Annotated in this window: 13 protein-coding genes; 6 read left to right on the forward strand and 7 right to left on the reverse strand. The window is 61.8% G+C overall.

The genetic code is table 11. The annotated features are described in order from the left end of the window. Positions 1 to 2: 2 nt before the first annotated feature. A complete protein-coding gene (locus ATK23_RS01355) occupies positions 3 to 812 on the reverse strand; it encodes a purine-nucleoside phosphorylase (RefSeq protein WP_066139673.1) in 810 nt (269 codons plus the stop codon). Between the two features lie 114 nt (positions 813 to 926). On the opposite strand from ATK23_RS01355, the gene ATK23_RS01360 reads away from it, so the two are divergent. From ATK23_RS01360 to ATK23_RS01375, 4 genes are all read left to right on the forward strand, one after another. After that, positions 927 to 2,339, forward strand: coding sequence for an NAD(P)H-quinone dehydrogenase (locus tag ATK23_RS01360; protein WP_073706651.1), 1,413 nt, complete (start codon positions 927 to 929; stop codon positions 2,337 to 2,339). Between the two features lie 394 nt (positions 2,340 to 2,733). Further along, on the forward strand, positions 2,734 to 4,122 hold the full coding sequence (locus ATK23_RS01365; RefSeq protein WP_038989839.1) for an MFS transporter: 1,389 nt from the start codon (positions 2,734 to 2,736) through the stop codon (positions 4,120 to 4,122). A 181-nt stretch (positions 4,123 to 4,303) separates the two neighbouring features. Continuing rightward, entirely contained in the window at positions 4,304 to 5,044 is a 741-nt protein-coding gene (locus ATK23_RS01370; RefSeq protein WP_066139670.1) for an SDR family oxidoreductase, read from the forward strand. Between the two features lie 70 nt (positions 5,045 to 5,114). Further along, positions 5,115 to 5,570 (forward strand): DUF6176 family protein, encoded by a 456-nt coding sequence (locus tag ATK23_RS01375; RefSeq protein ID WP_245858268.1) that lies wholly within the window; start codon positions 5,115 to 5,117, stop codon positions 5,568 to 5,570. 75 nt (positions 5,571 to 5,645) lie between these two features. On the opposite strand, the gene ATK23_RS01380 is transcribed toward ATK23_RS01375, so the two are convergent. Beyond that, complete coding sequence (locus ATK23_RS01380) at positions 5,646 to 7,430, reverse strand: acetyl/propionyl/methylcrotonyl-CoA carboxylase subunit alpha (protein WP_066139667.1); 1,785 nt, start codon at positions 7,428 to 7,430, stop codon at positions 5,646 to 5,648. A 300-nt stretch (positions 7,431 to 7,730) separates the two neighbouring features. Here ATK23_RS01380 and ATK23_RS01385 point away from each other — a divergent pair, with 300 nt between their 5' ends. Next, positions 7,731 to 8,153, forward strand: coding sequence for a hypothetical protein (locus tag ATK23_RS01385; RefSeq protein ID WP_066139664.1), 423 nt, complete (start codon positions 7,731 to 7,733; stop codon positions 8,151 to 8,153). Between the two features lie 187 nt (positions 8,154 to 8,340). Here ATK23_RS01385 and ATK23_RS01390 read toward each other — a convergent pair whose 3' ends face one another. Continuing rightward, positions 8,341 to 8,859, reverse strand: coding sequence for a CGNR zinc finger domain-containing protein (locus ATK23_RS01390; RefSeq protein WP_066139661.1), 519 nt, complete (start codon positions 8,857 to 8,859; stop codon positions 8,341 to 8,343). A 25-nt stretch (positions 8,860 to 8,884) separates the two neighbouring features. Between ATK23_RS01390 and ATK23_RS01395 the strand changes: the two genes are divergently transcribed. After that, positions 8,885 to 9,088: a hypothetical protein gene (locus ATK23_RS01395; protein ID WP_066139659.1), complete on the forward strand. Its 204-nt coding sequence runs from the start codon at positions 8,885 to 8,887 to the stop codon at positions 9,086 to 9,088. Positions 9,089 to 9,143: 55 nt separating this feature from the next. Here the strand turns inward: ATK23_RS01395 and ATK23_RS01400 are convergent, their stop codons facing one another. From ATK23_RS01400 to ATK23_RS01415, 4 genes are all read right to left on the reverse strand, one after another. After that, entirely contained in the window at positions 9,144 to 9,785 is a 642-nt protein-coding gene (locus ATK23_RS01400) for a Maf family protein (protein WP_066139657.1), read from the reverse strand. Continuing rightward, complete coding sequence (locus ATK23_RS01405) at positions 9,782 to 13,285, reverse strand: MMPL family transporter (RefSeq protein ID WP_066139649.1); 3,504 nt, start codon at positions 13,283 to 13,285, stop codon at positions 9,782 to 9,784. Before ATK23_RS01405 ends, ATK23_RS01400 begins: the two co-directional genes overlap by 4 nt. 4 nt (positions 13,286 to 13,289) lie before the next feature. Then, on the reverse strand, positions 13,290 to 13,961 hold the full coding sequence (locus ATK23_RS01410; RefSeq protein ID WP_066139646.1) for a TetR/AcrR family transcriptional regulator: 672 nt from the start codon (positions 13,959 to 13,961) through the stop codon (positions 13,290 to 13,292). Positions 13,962 to 14,074: 113 nt separating this feature from the next. Further along, positions 14,075 to 15,451: a dicarboxylate/amino acid:cation symporter gene (locus ATK23_RS01415; RefSeq protein ID WP_066139643.1), complete on the reverse strand. Its 1,377-nt coding sequence runs from the start codon at positions 15,449 to 15,451 to the stop codon at positions 14,075 to 14,077. Positions 15,452 to 15,604: the final 153 nt, after the last annotated feature.

The raw sequence follows: 15,604 nt of genomic DNA on the forward strand, positions 1-15,604 counted from the left end.
GCCTAGAGCTTCGCGATGATCTGCGCCAGCAACTTGGAGATGCGCGGACCGGCTGCCTGGCCGGCTTCGATGACTTCCTCGTGGCTCAGCGGAACCGGGCTGATGCCGGCTGCCAGGTTGGTCACCAGGGACATGCCGAAGATCTCCATGCCTGCGTGGCGGGCCGCGATGGCTTCCAACGCGGTGGACATGCCGACCAGATCCGCGCCGATGGTCTTGGCGTACTGCACTTCGGCAGGGGTTTCGTAGTGCGGGCCGGTGAACTGCGCGTACACGCCCTGATCCAGTGTCGGATCAACGGAGAGCGCAATTTCGCGCAGGCGCGAGGAGTACAAGTCGGTCAGGTCGACAAAGGTCGCGCCCTCGAGTGGGGAGGTGGCCGTCAGGTTGATGTGATCCGAGATCATTACCGGGGTGCCCGGATTCCAGTCCGGGTTCAGGCCGCCGCAGCCGTTGGTGAGCACCAGCTGCTCGCAGCCGGCAGCCGCCGCGGTGCGGATCGGGTGGACTACCGCGCGGACGCCGCGTCCCTCGTAGTAGTGGGTGCGGGCACCCAGGACCAGTACCCGTTTGCCGGTGGAGGTCAGGATCGAGGAGATGCTGCCCTTGTGGCCGGGTACGGCCGGGGCATGGAAGCCTGGAATTTCGGTGGCATCCAGGGTGTGGGTGGTTTCGCCGATGAGTTCGGCGGCCTGGCCCCAACCGGAGCCCAGGACCAGCGCGATGTCGTGTTTTGCGACGCCGGTCTGTTTGGCGATTGCCTGGGCAGCCTGCGCTGCCAGGACCTGTGGGTCATTTTGCGTATCAGTCACGGGAAATACGCTACCGCTAGCGGGGCGCTTTGTCAGGTGAAACTAGTGCTTCAGAATCAAAATCACGTTCCGGGATTGTGCTTCGATGTGCGCAATTACCCGGCATGGTGAACAATGGTGATTGTGAGCGCAGATCGTAGGAATGAAGCAACCCGTTTAGTTATTCTCGGCGGAGGACCAGGCGGCTACGAAGCCGCCATGGGCGCAGCCCAGTTGGGTGCCAATGTCACCGTCGTGGAACGTGCAGGCATGGGCGGTTCGGCGGTGCTGACCGACGTCGTGCCTTCCAAGACCCTGATTGCCACGGCGGATGCGGTGCGCCGCGTGAAGCACGCGGAAACCTTTGGAGTTCACGTTGACGGACTCGACTCGGCCGTCACCGACTTCTCGGTGGTGAACCACCGACTGCTGGACCTTGCCAAGGAGCAGTCCTCGGATATCCGCACCACCCTTGAACGCGCCGGCGTGCGCATCGTGATCGGCGAAGGCCGCCTGCTCGACGACCACACGGTTGCGGTATCGCACCCAGATGGTTCCGAGCAGGAAATCGAAGCGGACGCCATGCTGATAGCAGTGGGCGCCCACCCGCGCGAACTGCCTACAGCCAAGCCCGATGGCGAGCGGATCTTCAACTGGACCCAGATCTACAACATGAACGAGGTGCCTGAGCACCTGATCGTTGTCGGTTCGGGCGTGACCGGTGCCGAGTTCGCTTCGGCCTATAATTTGCTCGGTGCCAAGGTCACGCTGGTTTCCTCGCGCGACCGCGTGCTGCCCGGCGAGGATGCGGACGCAGCGGGCGTGCTGGAAGACGCCTTCAAGGAAAACGGCGTCAATGTTGTTTCCCAGGCCCGCGCCGAAGGCGTGGAGCGCCAGGGTGACAAGGTACTGGTTACCTTGGCTGACGGACGCGTGCTCGAAGGCAGCCACTGCCTGGTTGCCGTGGGCGGCATCCCTAATACCGCCAACCTGGGTCTGGAAGAAGCCGGCGTGCAGCTGACCGACTCGGGGCACATCAAGGTGGATGGCGTTTCGCGCACCACCGCAACCAACATCTACGCAACCGGCGACTGCACTGGCGTATTCGCCTTGGCTTCGGTGGCAGCCATGCAGGGCCGCATCGCCGTGGCGCACCTGCTTGGCGACTCGGTCAAGCCGTTGAATCTGGATCTCGTGGCGTCCAACGTCTTCACCTCCCCGGAAATCGCTACCGTGGGTGTTACCCAGCGTGCGGTGGCTGAGGGCAAGTACCAGGCTAACATCATCAAGGTTGACCTGAACACCAACGCCCGCGCCAAGATGATGAACGTGGACCAGGGCTTCGTGAAAATCGTTTCCCGCAAGGGCTCGGGCACCGTCATCGGCGGTGTCGTGGTTGCACCGCGCGCGAGCGAGCTGATCTACTCACTGGCACTGGCAGTCCAGAACAGCCTGCACGTTGACGACGTGGCTGAAACTTTCACCGTGTACCCGTCGCTGTCGGGTTCGCTGGCTGAAGCCGCTCGCCGCCTGCACCGCCATCGGTAGGTCCTGAAGAGCTTTTCCAGGCGGCATCTGTCCTTTTTTGGGGCAGATGCCGCCTCTGGCATTTAACGATGCTGAACCTGTCGGAGAACGCCAGCGAAGTCCTGAAACGCGACATGTTTTCCCAACATCCGTAATACAAGATGTTGTGACTCCATTCACTTTGGCGAACGACTCTGATATAAGTGTAAAAACTGTTTTCTCAGGTCACGTCTCAATATGTGGATGTGCATATTCGCGCTAGTAGGCCTGCGGTTTGCCGATCGTGGTTCAGATTCCATTAAGCATGTGTCCAAATAATGGACATCAATATCCGAATACTGGTCACTGAGGTTTACGATTATGACAGCAAAATTGAACATCTCACTCGTACTTTCACTCTAAGGAGCAGCCTCACATGTCGCAGGCTAACCAAGCAGTGGCGCCGAAGGAAAACACCCGCGGTCGCGTGCTGTTCGCCAGCATGATTGGCACCACTGTCGAATTCTTCGACTTCTATGCCTACGCCACCGCGTCGGTGCTCGTTTTCCCAGCCCTGTTCTTCCCCAACGCTTCCACCATCAACGCGATCCTTTCCTCGTTTGCGATCTTCGGTGTGGCATTCGTGGCTCGTCCGCTGGGTTCGATCATCTTCGGCCACTACGGCGACAAGCTCGGCCGCAAGGGCACGCTGGTAGCCTCGCTGCTGCTGATGGGTATCGCTACCTTCCTGATCGGCTTCCTGCCGCCTGCTGCCGGACACTGGACCGTATTGGCTCCGACCGCACTGGTGCTGCTGCGCTTCGCCCAAGGCCTGGCGCTGGGCGGCGAATGGTCCGGTGCGGCGCTGCTGGCAACCGAGAATGCTCCGAAGAACAAGCGCGCCATCTACGGCACGTTCCCTCAGCTGGGCGCCCCAATCGGCTTCATCATTGCAAACCTGATGTTCGTGGCCCTGCAGACCTTCTGCACTGCAGAACAGTTCATGGCCTGGGGTTGGCGCGTTCCGTTCTACTTCTCGGCAGTTATGGTGATCATTGGCCTGTGGGTACGCCTGAAGCTGGTCGAATCCTCCTCCTTCCAGAAGGTTCTGGACCAGAAGAAGGTCGTGAAGTCGCCATTCGCGGTGACCATGAAGAAGCACTGGCGGCCAACCTTGGCAGGTACCTTCATCATGCTGGCAACCTACGTGCTGTTCTACCTGATGACCTCCTTCACCCTGACCTACGGCACCCAGCCAGCCAGCGTCGAGCAGGCGACGGCTGCCGCTGAAGCCAAGGGCAAGACCTTTGACGCAACCGGCTTCGTTCCAGGCCTGGGCATTGAACGCCCAACCTTCTTGACCATGCTGATCATCGGCGTTGTCTTCTTCGGCATCTTCACCGTGGTTTCGGGCCCGTTGGCTGAGAAGTTCGGCCGCCGCAAGTTCCTGATCTGGGTCACCTCGGGCATCCTGGTCTTCGGACTGGCATGGACCTTGTTCTTCGGACCAGGCCAGGGCGCTGCCATGGCCGGTCTGATCATCGGGTTCACCCTGATGGGCCTGACCTTCGGCCCGATGGCCGCCTACCTGCCAGAGCTGTTCCCTTCGAACGTTCGCTACACCGGCTCGGCCGTTGCCTACAACCTGTCCTCGGTGATCGGCGCGGCCCCTGCCTCCTTCGTGGCTGTGGCCCTGTGGAAGGCCGGTGCCGGCAACACCTTGGGTGTTGGCCTGTACCTGGCGCTTGGTGCGGTACTGACCCTGGTTGCGCTGTTCATGACTCGCGACACCTCGGACATGGACATGGAAGAATGGGTCGAGTAATTCGACAGCTTTGCTGAGTGAACGGCTCGGCGAATCATCTGGCAATGATGATTCGCCGGGCCGTTTCCCATTGCCGCCGAGCATGGGTGAAGGCGAGATGAATGAGTGCCCCGCCCTTACAACTTCATGCACGGCATGGAAGCATGGGACACGACATGTTCAATACCGAAGGGGAGCGCTCATGCGTATCGCAGTTGCGGGAGGCACCGGTGCCATCGGCACGCTGGTGGTGGAACAGCTCAAGAATGCAGGCCACGAACCAGTGGTGCTCGCACGGTCTGCGGGATGCGACCTGACGAACCGCAGCGCGGTCGAGCAGTGGCTGGTTGACTGCCAAACGGTCATCGATGTTTCCGGAGCCAGCACCGCGAGTGCGGCGGCCTCCATGCGTTATTTCACCCAATCGACGGCCAACCTCGTCAGCGTAGGACGCGAGTCCGGGGTGCAGAACCACGTGGCGCTTTCAATCATTGGCGCAGCCACGGTGGATTCTGGCTACTACGCCGGCAAAGCGGCGCAAGAGCGGATGCTGCAAATGCTTCCCGGCGGTTACACCCTGCTGCGCACTACACAGTTCCACGAATTCATTGGCCAGAATGTCGGCCGGCTGGGCGCGGGGCCGGTGCAGATGGCGCCGAAAATGCGGATGCAGCCCATCGCAGGCAGCGAGGTGGCCGCCGCGCTCGTTGCCCTTGCCGGGGGACCCGCACAGGGTGTGGTGCTAGACCTTGCGGGACCGCAAGAGGAATACGCTCCCGACTTGATTGCCAAGTACCTGAAATCCCGCGGCAAGTCGCCAAAGATTGTTGAAGTGCCTGTTCCCGGTCCCATGGGCAAGGCAATGCGCGATGGGCGACTGCTGCCCGGCAGTTCCGCCAGGCTAGGCCACGAAACATTCGAAGCCTGGCTCGCTCGGCAGTAGCCTGGGTCTGCCCGAATTCCCACCTCTGCGTGGCCGTGACAAAACTGGCGGATTCTGCAAGCATCACGTCATGGACGACAAAGAGCCTTATGTTCCTTATGTCCCCACGCCTCGGAACTTTCCCGGCTTCACGATGCCATCTTCAGTGCCGCAAGGCATGCGGCTGGAACTGAGCCGTTCAAGAATCAAGGATGGGCAAGATGGGAACTTCGGCGCATGGATGGAAACGCTGAACAACCGCTACGAAGAATGCGAGGCATCCTTATCTGCGCAGCGAGCAGTACTGGAAGCGACCTTCAAGCATGTGGAAGCCGACGGTTCGGTGTGGATCTACCACCTGAGCTTGGTGGGCGAGAACGGCAGCGGGCTCGATACGCGACAAGATATCGATGCGACCCACGAAGCGGCTAGCCGCCAGGCGAAAATGCCGGGGTGGGAAGAACTCGAACCGAAGTTCCTGCTCATGCCAGATCGCCTCAGGGCATCCATGGTGCATTGGGCCGAACATGGACAAGTGCCAAAGTAGAAGCCATGGGCTGAAAGAAGAACACCGGAGGGCCTGGACAATTCTGTCCAGGCCCTCCGGTGCGCTTGGCGGGTTCTACTTGGCTTCGTCGATCGACGCGATGACGGCACCCGACGACAGGGTCTCGCCCGGAGCGATGTCCAGGCCGCTGACCACGCCATCACGGTGGGCGATAATCGGCTGCTCCATCTTCATCGCTTCCAGCACGACAATCAGATCACCCTGGGAAACGGTGTCGCCATTCTCGACGGCAACCTTCACGATGGTGCCCTGCATTGGCGAACGCAGCTCTGCGCTGTTCGCGCCAGCGGCACCGGCTGCCTTGCGGCCGGGCTTGCGCTTCTTCTTGCCTGCGGCCTTCTCGGCACCGTTCGAGGATACGGAGCCCAGCGACGAGGGAAGGGTGACTTCCAAGCGCTTTCCGCCAACCTCGACCGTCACGCAGGTGCGTTCTTCCTCGGTTGCCTCCTCGCCGCCCATGGGCATAGGGTGAGGCTCGATGACGGTATCGAATTCGGTCTCGATCCAGCGGGTATGGACCTTGAATGATCCCTCTGCCGGAACGAATGACGGATCGCTCATCACCGCGCGGTGGAATGGCAGCACGGTGGCCATGCCCTCGATCTGGAATTCCTCCAGGGCGCGGCGTGAACGGGCTGCGGCGATTGCACGGGTCGGGCCGGTCACGATCAGCTTGGCGATCATCGAGTCGAAGTTCCCCGAAACGGTCTCGCCCTGCTCGATGCCCGAATCCACGCGGACGCCGGGTCCGGTGGGCAGGTTCATCTTGGTGATGGTGCCTGGGGTCGGCATGAAATTGCGACCGGCATCCTCGCCGTTGATGCGGAATTCGAAGGAGTGGCCGCGCAGTTCGGGGTCGCCGTAGCCCAGTTCCTCGCCACGGGCGATGCGGAACTGCTCGTGCACCAGGTCCATGCCGGCGATCTCCTCGGAGACCGTGTGCTCGACCTGCAGGCGGGTGTTGACCTCGAGGAACGAGATCACGCCGTCCTGGCCCACGAGGAATTCGCAGGTGCCGGCGCCGGTGTAGTTTGCCTCGCGCAAGATGGCCTTGGAAGCTTCGTACAGCCGGGAGGTCTGCTCTTCGCTCAGGAACGGGGCCGGGGCTTCCTCGACCAGCTTCTGGTTGCGGCGCTGCAGCGAGCAGTCGCGGGTGGAAACGACAACCACATTGCCATGGGTGTCGGCCAGGCACTGGGTCTCCACATGGCGCGGTGCATCTAGGAAGCGTTCGATGAAGCATTCGCCGCGGCCGAAAGCAGCGACAGCTTCACGGACCGCCGAATCGTACATCTCGCCGATTTCTTCGCGGTTGCGGACAACCTTGATGCCGCGTCCGCCACCGCCGTACGCGGCCTTGATGGCCAATGGAAGTCCGTGCTCGTCGGCGAAGGCATACACCTCGTCCGCCGAGGCCACCGGATCCTTGGTGCCGGGCACCAGCGGAGCACCCACCTTTTCAGCGATGTGGCGGGCCTTGACCTTGTCGCCGAGCTTGTCGATGGATTCCGGCGAAGGACCGATCCAGGTCAAGCCTGCGTCGATCACGGCTTGGGCGAACTCCGCGTTCTCCGAGAGGAATCCGTAGCCAGGGTGGATCGCGTCGGCGCCGGAACGTTCGGCGGCGTCCAGGATCTTCTCAATGCGAAGGTACGATTCAGCGGCGGTGGTGCCGCCCAGTGCGTAGGCCTCATCAGCCAGGCGCACATGCATCGCATCGCGATCCGAGTCGGCATAGACCGCAACAGACTCGATTCCCTCGTCGCGGGCGGCACGGATAATACGCACTGCAATCTCGCCACGGTTGGCGATAAGCACCTTCGTCAATGGATTCATCATGAACCTTGTCTTTTAAAAATAGGGTTTCTCAGCTAAGAGCCTATCGTTTTTGTGGGAACTATATGTAGTTATCGCCTAAAACGAGGGTGTTAGGGTGAAATTTTTAGAGGAATCCTACAAAGCTGCCTCGCTCTATGGCTTCGTTGCACCCGCCCGATATGGCCTGCGGCCGCTACCACCCGCCGGGCCATGGAGGGAACGCCGCTTTCCGCTTGCATGTCGGAGGTGCTGGCATCTGCCCTATCCGTCCTGTGCCGGTCGAACTAAGCTGTCGATACTATGAAAAACAAGGAGGCCGCCGTGGGAAACCGGAGAAAGGCGCTGTGTGCGCTGCTCGCTGCTGGAACGCTGCCACTGGCAGCCTGTTCCAGCGGGACCGGAATTCCGGCGCTGGACCGAGAACCTGGCGAAGCTGACAAGTGGCCAGGCGATAAGAGCCCGCTGGCAAACCTTGACTCGCAGTCCGTGCGTTTCCTGGTGGCAAATGGCGGTGCTGACTACTTCGCCGTCGCTTCTGCCGATAAGCAGACTGCCTGCCTCTTCAAGTTCGTCGATGGAGAAGACTCCGCTGCTGGCGGATGCGGCGGAGCAGGGGGTGCGGATGCCATTGTTGAGGTGAGTACTCCCGAAACAGCGATGATGCTGGTCCGGGCCGGAACTGACATCTCGCACTGGGAAGATGCGGGGTGGACCAGGATCCACGAGAACGTTCTCGTGTTCTAGCTGGGTGGCTGTCATGGAATTCCTGAAATGCTGATTAATCCAATCTACCTTGCGCTCCGAGGGGCCCGCCCATGCCGGTGCCGCGCCCGGGACAGGCAACTGTGGACGGGACTTCATGCCTTGGCAAACCACGGGGCATCCAGCCAAGCCAATGCGCTTTGGATTCAGCGTGGAGCGGGCTCGGCAGCTACGCCTGCCGCTCACGGTGGCGCCTGACTGCCGCGCGATTGGCGCAGCGCACAGAGCAGTAGCGCTGGCGCCCGTTGCGCGTCACGTCCACAACCACGTTGGTGCACGGTTCCGCTTCGCAGCGCCGCAGCCGGTGCATGCCTCGGGTGGTCAGATGCAATGCCGTGCCAACGGAAAAAACGGAGCGCAGCACCTGGGGCATGCTCTGGCCGGCATCGCGATAGTGCAGGTGCCATCCCTCGTCATCATGGTCAACCAGGCGCGGATAGGCTGAAGCGCGAGCGGTCTGCGCATTGAGCAGCCGTGCCCGTTCGGCATCCGACGGTGCGTCAACGATGTCCAGCCAGTCATCCATCACTGCGCGCATTTGGACGTAGTCCGAGCCAAGTCGCGGAAAGGGCATGGTCATGCCGTGCTCGCGGGCGCGTTGCTCGATGCCATCGCGCTCCGAAGGCCAGCCGTTGGCCAGTGATGCGGCGAGCAGCACCGCATATTCTCCGTAAGGGTTGAGTTGCATAAGAGCATTACATCATGCTGGAGCCATGACTACTGCACAGCACAGCCACGCCGCTGGTTCCCGGAAAGAAGTTGATCTCCACGAGCACAGCTGGCAGATCGAATCCAGCCATCCGACGTCCACCGGGATTGTTGAATACCTCCAATGCCGCCGATGCCGGCGCCGCATCATGCGCCAACGCGGGTTCGGGGACGAGTGGATGCTGCTGAGCAAGGAACTGCAGGCATGAAAAATGGTGCCCTCCGCCATGCAGCGGAAGGCACCACCATCCGGCAAGAGCCGGGCTATTTCCAGAGATCCACGAGGCTGATCCCGGCCTGCGCCAGCAGGCCGCGCAGCACGAAGACATCCAAACCGACAACGTTCTGGAAGTTGCCTTCGATGGACTCGATGAAGGCCGCGGCCAGCCCATCAATGGTGAAGGCTCCGGCGCAGGGCAGTGGTTCCCCACTGGCTACGTAGGCCTCGATCTCGGCATCGCTCACGGTGGAGAAATGCACCACGGTCGAAGAGACCTGGCCGCGGGCCTGGGCTGGATCGGCGGTATCGATCAGCCAATGGCCCGAGTGCAGGATGCCGGTGGCACCGCTCAGCTGCTGCCACCGTTCGCGGGCCACCTGCGCGGTGTGCGGCTTTCCGTAGGCCGTGCCATCAAGCTCGAAGACCGAATCGCAACCCAGCACCACGGTGCCATCCGGCTGCCCGGCCTGCGCCACATTCTCAGCCTTGGCACGGGCCAGCAGCAAGGCGGTCTGCGCTGGCGACTGATCGCCATCGCGGTCCACCGCGGCGGCAAGCACTGCGTCTTCATCCACCTCGGATACCTGGGTGGTGAACATGATGCCGGCATCGGACAGAACTTTCTTGCGCCCCCAGGAAGCCGAAGCCAAGAGCAGCCGGGGTTCGGGATTCAGCTGTTCGCTCATACTGCCGCGTTCTCCTTGGTCTGGTCCTGGCTGGAGCCGTCTTGGGAAGCGTTGTCCTCGGATTCCAGCATTTCGTTGAGCTTCGATCCTTCCACATCAACGTCGGGCAAGATCTTGTCCAGCCACTTGGGCAGGTACCAGGTCTTGTCGCCGAGCAGGTGCATGACTGCAGGAATCAGGGTCATGCGGATGATGAACGCATCGAAGAGCACACCGAAGGCCAGCGCGAAACCGAGCGGCCGGATCATTGCCAGGTGCGAGAACACGAAGCCGGCGAAGACCGAAATCATGATCAGCGCGGCTGCGGTGACCACCGGTGCTGCCATCGAGAAGCCGGAACGGACGGCTTCCTTGGCAGGCTCGCCGTGGGCGTAGCGTTCGCGCATCGCCGAGACCAGGAAGACCTGGTAGTCCATGGCCAGGCCGAACAGGATGCCGGTGAGCAGGATCGGCAGGAAGGACAGCAGCGGACCTGGGACATTGACATCGAACAGCGCGGAGAACCAGCCGAACTGGTACACCATGACGCTGGCGCCGAAGGCGGCCGCGAGCGAAAGCAGGAAGCCGCCGGTAGCCAGCAGTGGAACCACCACCGAGCGGAAGACCAGCAGCAGCAGGATCAGCGACAGGCCCACCACGATGCTCAGGTATGGGACCAGCGCGGCGGTGACCTTCTCGGAGACGTCAATCTGCGCGGCAACCTGTCCGGTCACGGCAATATCGGCGCCGGTGGCCTCGGAGAACTTCGAGTAATCTGCGCGCAGCTGGTGCACCAGCGCCTCGGTGGCTTCCGAGGACGGGCCATCGGTAGGGATCACCTGGATGGCGGCCAAGCTGCGGTCGTCGGTCATGGTGACCGGGATGGCGGCCACGACACCGTCGTATTCGCGCAGCAGGTCGGCCACGTCGAGGCTCTTCTCCTCGGCTTCGCGCTCGCTCAGCCCGGCCGGCAGGTCAGCCAGGACCAGCAGCGGGCCGTTGTAGCCCGAGCCGAACTTGTCGCTGGTCTGCTCGTAGGCCTGGAAGGCCTGCGAATCAGCAGGTTCAGCACTGCCATCGGGCAATGCGGTACGCATCTGCGTGGCCGGCAGGGCGATGGCACCCAGAACGACTACCACCAGCAAGGTCACTGGGACAGCGATCTTCGTGACCATGCGCACCCAGCGGGTGGAGATCGATTCCTTGACCTTCGGATTCTCGGCATCTGCGGCGGCCTTCTTGCGGGCCCGCTTGGATACCAGCTTGTTGCCAGCCAGGGACAGCAGCGCCGGCAGCAGGGTGATGTTCAGCAGCACCGAGCACAATACGGTGAACGCGGCCGACAGGCCCAGGACGGTCAGGAACGGCAGTCCCGGGACAGCCAGGGCTGCCAGCGCAATGATCACGGTCAGGCCGGCGAAGACCACCGCGTTGCCGCTGGTGCCCACCGCGCGTGCAATCGATTCTCCGACCTCCATGCCGGAAAGCAGCTGCGAGCGGTGGCGGTGGATGATGAACAGCGCGTAGTCGATGCCCACCGCCAGGCCCAGCATGAGCGCCAGGGCAGGGGTAATCGAGGCCATGTCGATCAGCGAGGAGAACGCCATGGTGGTGCCCACGCCGGCCCCTACGCCGAGGATCGCCAGCAGCAGCGGTAAGCCGGCGGCAACCAAGGTGCCGAGCATGGCCAGCAGGACGATGGCGGCGATCACCACGCCAACGATTTCCGAAGCGCCGAAGACCTGGGACATGTCCTGCATGATCTCCTTGGAGAACAGCACCTGAACCCCATTGGCCTGCGGCCCTGCCGCGATGGCCTTGATCTGCTCGCGGTCATCGGGAGTCAGGGCGTCGGTCTGGACCTTGAAGCTCACCTGCGAGACAGCGGTGCTTCCGTCTTCGGAAACAAAACGCATGCCGGAGCTCGCGCCCACCTGTCGGGAAGCGAATTCCAGCTCAGCACGGCCGGACTCCAGGTCCTTCAGGCCCTGCTCGACATCCTTTTCGCCCTGCTCGAGCTCGGCGGTCTTTTCCTTGATGGTCTTTTCGCCGTCTTCAAGCTGCTTCTTGGCGGCTGCCAGTTCAGCCTTGCCTTCAAGGAACTGGGCCTTCTTGGCATCGAATTCACGCTGCCCGGCTTCCAGCTTGGCGCGGCCTTCATCGAGCTCGGCCTGGCCCTGGTTCAGCTTCGCCTTGTTGCTGGCGATTTCCTTCTTGGCTGCATCCAGCTGCGCTTTGGCTGCATCCAGCTGGGTTTTGGCGGCATCAAGCTGGCCGCGGTTGGCTTCCAGTTCCTTGTGGCCGGCCTTGGCCTGGGCCTGGCCGGCGTCGAGTTCCTTGCGCGCGGCATCAAGCTGCTTCAGGCCTGCCTCTGCCTTGGCGATCTGCTCCAGCGCGGCGGTGGCCTGCTTCTTGCCGGCGGTAGCTTCGGTGATGCCGGATTCGGCTGCGGTCTTGCCGGCCTCGGCCTTGGCCAGGCCTTCCTTCAGGGCGTTGAGGGTAGCAGTGTATTCGGCGATCTTCTGTTCATCGCCGGCTTCTTCAGCGGCATCGAGCTGCTGCTGCACGCCGGCAATCTTGGCCGTCAGGTCCTTGATCGCCGCTTCAGCTTCGGCCAGGCCTGCCTGTGCTTTGGCCAGTCCGTCCTCGGCAGCCTTCAGGCCCGCGGTGGCTTCCTTCTTGCCGTCGGACAGGTTTGCCTCGAATTCCTTGCGGGAGGAGTCTCCGAGCAGCTGGTCCATGCCAGCCTGGTATTCCTTTTCGCCCGCGGCGAGCTTGGCATCGGCGGCTTCGAGCTTCTTCTCGCCAGCCTCGAACTGTTCCCGGCCCGCATCGTATTCGGCCTTGCCGTCCTTGTACTGGGCCAAACCGGTCTCGTACTTCGCTTCGCCAGCCTCCAGCTGCTCGCGGCCCGAGTTCAGCTCACGCTGCCCGGCTTCCAGCTGTGCGCGGCTATCGGCCAGCTGCTTTTCGGCTGCGGCGATCTGCGGTTCAGCATCCTGGATTTCCTTCTGCCCGTCGAAGTACTGGGCCCAGCCTTCGGTGAGCTCCTCACGGCCATCCTTGAGCTGCACCTTGCCATCGGCAATCTGCTCCTTGGCATCGTCCAGCTTTTTCTGGCCGTCAACCAGTTCCTGCTGCGCCTTGTCCAGCTCAGGCTGGGCCTTGTCGAGCTGTTCCTGCAATTCGAAAGGGCTCATGGCCTCGACGACCTGGGAATGCATGCCCAGCTGGTCCAAGGAGTCGGCGATGGCCTGCTTCTGGGTTTCATTCAGTGGCCGGTCCGAGCTTTCGCGGAACACGATGGACCCGGAACCGCCGGCGAGATCCGGAAGTTCTTCCTTCATCCGGTCCAGGGTGCGCTGGGTTTCGGTTCCCGGAAGGGTAAAGGTATTGGACAGCTGGCCCATGAACAAGCTGGCGCACAGCCCAATGAAGATGAAGGCTGCCAGCCACATCGAAATGACGCGGTAGCGGTGCAGGTGTGCCCATCGCGCGAGGCGGTAGAGGAGGGAAGCCATGAGCTTAGATGTCCTTCACGGTGCTAGTGCTGGAAAGCGGCAAGGCCTTGAAACCCTCGTCAAGGGTTTCCATGGCCTGGGTAATCAAGGAATGGAAGACGGAAATTAGTTCGGGGGAGATGTCCATGCCGACAGTTTCGGTGGCGGGCAGACGTTCGATCCACTCGTCGAAGGCGGCTTGGCCTGCGCCGAGCAGCGCATGGGTGAAGACCCTGACGTTGAAGGTATTGGCGTGCGGATAGCGTCGGGCCACCTTCTCGATGACTTCAGTGGCGGCTGTCTGCCATTCATTCATCATGGCGGGGAAGCCGCAGTTGGCACCTTCGGTCCGCAAGAACGCACCGAAGTGAGCCACCTGTCCGAGCAGCCGCGTGACATCATCGGACTTGAGCGCTTCGATGATCGCTTCGACCAATGGCATGGAATCAGTCAGGTCGCTGATGGAATCCACCATGGTTCCCAGAACCTGATGCAGCGGATAGGAATAGACCGCATCCACCGAGGGGAAGTAGTTGAAGAGCGTTCGCCGGGAGATTCCTGCCGCCTCGGCGATCTGGGTCGCAGTGAGCGCGGTGCCAGAGCCGTGGCGGAGCAGATCGGCGACGGCTTCGACGATGGCTTGTTTCGTCGCCTGCTTGTTCAGTTCGCGGCGGGTGCCGGTACTTGGAGAAGTCACATGATTACACTACGTGCAAAGTTGCACTCTGTGCAAAAGGAGTGGGTGTGACCTTAAACAAGAAATCGGCGCACGGGCGAAAATGCCCGTGCGCCGATCATCACCAGCAATGCCTACTTGGCCGCGGCTGCCTCAGCTTCTGGAGCCGAGATGCTTTCGTCGGCAAAAGGATTGCCATTGCGTGGAGCGTTGTACATGTCGATGTCCAGGATGCCCTCGCGTTTGGCGACAATGGTTGGAACCAGCGCCTGGCCGGCGACGTTCACCGCGGTGCGGCCCATGTCGATGATCGGGTCAACTGCCATCAGCAAGCCGACGCCTGCCAGCGGAAGGCCCAGGGTGGACAGGGTCAGCGTCAGCATTACGATGGCGCCGGTGGTGCCTGCGGTTGCCGCCGAGCCCAAGACGGAGACCAGGGCAATCAGGAAGTAATCGGTGAGCGAGAGCTCGACGCCGAAGAACTGGGCAACGAAGATGGCGGCGATCGCAGGGTAGATGGCAGCGCAGCCGTCCATCTTGGTGGTGGCGCCCAACGGCACCGCGAAGGAAGCGTAGCCCGAAGGCACGCCGAGGTTGCGTTCGGTGACGCGTTGGGTCAATGGCAGCGTGCCAATCGACGAGCGCGAGACGAAGGCCAGCTGCACGGCTGGCCAAACGCCCGAGAAGTACTGCTTGATGGACAGGCCATGAGCACGGACCAGGACTGGGTACAGCGCGAACAGCACCAGTGCCAGGCCGACATAGATCGCTACGGTGAATTTGCCCAGCGCGCCGATGGTGTCCCAGCCGTAGGTGGCGACAGCGTTGCCGATCAGGCCAACCGTGCCGATCGGTGCAATGCGGATGATCCACCAGAGGACCTTCTGGATGATCGCCAAGATAGAAGCGGAGAACGCCAGGAAGGGTTCTGCTGCCTTTCCGACCTTGAGTGCGGCGATGCCCACAGCAATGGCAATCACCAGGATCTGCAGGACATTGAAGCTGATCGAGGTGGTGGCGGTGGCATCATCGGCAAGCTTGGTGCTGGCGCCCAGGCCCAGGAAATTGGCTGGGACCAATCCGGTGAGGAAGCCTAGCCAGTCGCCGGTCTTGCCGGTGTAGTCATCCGGCATGTCCTGGCCGGTATTCGCTCCGGGGCGGAAAACGGTGCCGAGGACCATGCCGATGACGACGGAGACCAGAGCGGTGATGGCGAACCACAGCAGGGTCTGCCATGCGAGCCGTGCTGCATTGGTGACCTTGGCGAGGTTGGCAATCGAGGCGACAACTGCAAAGAAGATCAGCGGGATTACCGCGGTGCGCAGCAGGGCTACGTAGCTGGATCCAATGATCGACAGGGCTTCACCCAGGCCGTTGGGCTCTTCGGCGGTGCTGCCGGTGTACTTGGCCACGAGGCCCAAAAGGAGACCGACAATCAGTGCCGCAATGATCTGCGGTCCGAAACTGGTCATCCAGCGGGGAAGCTTAGTTGCAGGTGCGTTAGTAGACATGCGTTCAAGATTAGGGTGCTCATCTGCTTGGGCAGCAGTCAATGTTACTGAACATGACGATATTTCGTTGTTTGTGCTTCATTGCACTCCAAAGCGGTGCCGGGGGTCACAAATCCGGTGAAACTACGCGAGAAATGAAGGGTTCCTTGGGCG

This window comes from Glutamicibacter nicotianae (assembly GCF_002797775.1).
GTDB classification, from domain to species: domain Bacteria; phylum Actinomycetota; class Actinomycetes; order Actinomycetales; family Micrococcaceae; genus Glutamicibacter; species Glutamicibacter nicotianae.

Coding starts and splice junctions, on each gene's coding strand:
- ATK23_RS01415 (WP_066139643.1), bottom strand. CDS start 15,451: ATGTCTACTAACGCACCTGCAACTAAGCTTCCCCGCTGGATGACCAGT.
- ATK23_RS01375 (WP_245858268.1), top strand. CDS start 5,115: ATGGACGACAAAGAGCCTTATGTTCCTTATGTCCCCACGCCTCGGAAC.
- ATK23_RS01395 (WP_066139659.1), top strand. CDS start 8,885: ATGACTACTGCACAGCACAGCCACGCCGCTGGTTCCCGGAAAGAAGTT.
- ATK23_RS01360 (WP_073706651.1), top strand. CDS start 927: ATGGTGATTGTGAGCGCAGATCGTAGGAATGAAGCAACCCGTTTAGTT.
- ATK23_RS01370 (WP_066139670.1), top strand. CDS start 4,304: ATGCGTATCGCAGTTGCGGGAGGCACCGGTGCCATCGGCACGCTGGTG.
- ATK23_RS01365 (WP_038989839.1), top strand. CDS start 2,734: ATGTCGCAGGCTAACCAAGCAGTGGCGCCGAAGGAAAACACCCGCGGT.
- ATK23_RS01380 (WP_066139667.1), bottom strand. CDS start 7,430: ATGATGAATCCATTGACGAAGGTGCTTATCGCCAACCGTGGCGAGATT.
- ATK23_RS01400 (WP_066139657.1), bottom strand. CDS start 9,785: ATGAGCGAACAGCTGAATCCCGAACCCCGGCTGCTCTTGGCTTCGGCT.
- ATK23_RS01390 (WP_066139661.1), bottom strand. CDS start 8,859: ATGCAACTCAACCCTTACGGAGAATATGCGGTGCTGCTCGCCGCATCA.
- ATK23_RS01405 (WP_066139649.1), bottom strand. CDS start 13,285: ATGGCTTCCCTCCTCTACCGCCTCGCGCGATGGGCACACCTGCACCGC.